At 34.8% G+C, this 1,787-nt stretch carries 2 protein-coding genes and 1 pseudogene; 1 reads left to right on the top strand and 2 read right to left on the bottom strand.

Going from position 1 to position 1,787, the window contains the following annotated elements; translation table 11 throughout:
• Together RT405_RS00015 and def are read right to left on the bottom strand one after the other, a co-directional pair.
• A pseudogene (locus RT405_RS00015) lies at positions 1–344 on the bottom strand (excinuclease ABC subunit A); the annotation flags it as partial.
• 200 nt (positions 345–544) lie between these two features.
• Entirely contained in the window at positions 545–1,108 is a 564-nt protein-coding gene (gene def, locus RT405_RS00010) for a peptide deformylase (RefSeq protein WP_313466669.1), read from the bottom strand.
• A 243-nt stretch (positions 1,109–1,351) separates the two neighbouring features.
• On the opposite strand from def, the gene RT405_RS00005 reads away from it, so the two are divergent.
• Positions 1,352–1,787 (top strand): Glu/Leu/Phe/Val dehydrogenase dimerization domain-containing protein (locus RT405_RS00005; RefSeq protein ID WP_313466668.1); only part of this gene is annotated, 436 nt, incomplete at its 3' end.

Genomic DNA, 1,787 nt, shown 5'->3' with positions numbered 1-1,787 from the left:
ATACTGTAAATATGTAAATCTTCATCAGAAACGTACTTGCGAAAAATGTCATTGATTTCAGTATTTTTCTCAATATAAAAATTCATTCGCGGAGGAACGATCAATAAATCGGGATGAGGGGGGATTTCCCATTTTCTAGAAACATTGCTGATACCCAATATTTTTTTTGCTAGAGGAGAAGCAGCTAAAATTAATCCCCCAGAATTTTCAGCGTTGCTCATTACAACCAGCATTGTTTTTAAAGGCTGTAAACCACGTTCAACGCATTCAACGGAAGCATAGAATGATTTTACATCAATGCAGAGGATGTCTTGACTTAATTCTCTCGAATAATCGAATACCATTGGAACTCCTCCTTTTTGATTTCATTATATCGAACGTATGTTTGTTTTGTAAAGCAAATAGACATAAAAAAACAACTCTTAACCATGAGAGATTAAAAGTTGTTTTACGTGTAAAATCGATTTAATGTGTTTGTGTATAAAAAAGGCAGAGACAAAAGAGTTTAAGTTCTTTTGTCCCTGCTTCTTATCATTCATGAGGATCAAGAAATAATAGATACATTATCATCTAATTTAAAAGGTGCTTCTTGGTTGATATGATCATAGAACATAATACCATTAGTATGATCAATTTCATGTTGTACTACAATAGCTGGATAATTTTTCAAGCGAATCTTTTGTTGTTCGCCATTTAAGTCTAGATAAGTTACAGTTACTCGACTATGACGAGGCACATATCCTGGAACTTCACGATCAACAGAAAGGCATCCTTCACCTTCTGCTAAACAAGCACTTTGGACAGAATGACTGACCACTTTTGGATTAATCATAACAATGCTTAGAATAGGCTCATTGGTTTCATCTTCCATATCAGGGATGTGGACTGCGATGATTCGTTTTGAGATGCCTAGTTGCGGTGCTGCTAAACCAACACCAGCTCGCAATTGATACTTTTCAGCTAACTCTGGATCTTGGCTGTTTTGTAGAAATTCCAGCATGTCTTGACCTAGTTTTTTTGTTTCTTCATCAAGAGGAAAAGTTATCTCTTCAGCGGGTAAACGTAATGTTGGATTTCCTTCCCTAATGATGTCGTTCATTGTAATCATTTTTTATTTCACTCCTGTGTAGTAGTTTTTCTAATATCTGTATAAAGTAAAGGATACGATTAATTATCAACTTAATAATCTTAACAGCAAATATAACAAAATGCACGAAAAAAATGTCTTGTTGTTCTGGTGTCGTAAAGTTTCTGAAAAGAAAAGCTTTTTTTAAAAAAAGAAGTATGAGATAATCATGAGAAAGAAAAAAGCCCTGTGAACCATTGGCCGAAGAAAGAAGGAGACGATATAATGGAAGAAGCAAGAAAATATATTGAAGAAACCTACTCTAAATTAATGAAGAAAGATCCAAATCAAACTGAATTTTTACAAGCGGTAAAAGAATTTTTAAATAGTATTGAGCCTGTTTTTACTGCTCATCCAGAATTTATTGAACAAAATATTTTGGAGCGTATCATTGAACCAGAACGCATTATTCAATTTAGAGTTCCTTGGACTGATGATCAAGGAAGAGTCCAGGTAAATAGAGGATTTCGTGTTCAATTTAATTCAGCCAATGGTCCATATAAAGGCGGTCTGCGTTTTCATCCAAGCGTAAACCAAAGTATTATAAAGTTTTTAGGGTTTGAGCAAATTTTCAAAAATAGTCTGACCGGGTTGCCCATCGGCGGTGGAAAAGGCGGCAGCGATTTCGATCCTAAAGAAAAATCAGATGCAGAAGTCATGC

Origin of the sequence: Carnobacterium sp. (assembly GCF_032094055.1) — a bacterium.
GTDB lineage: Bacteria > Bacillota > Bacilli > Lactobacillales > Carnobacteriaceae > Carnobacterium_A.
Note: the sequence above shows the minus strand (reverse complement) of the source record. Positions and strands in the feature narration are given on the sequence as shown.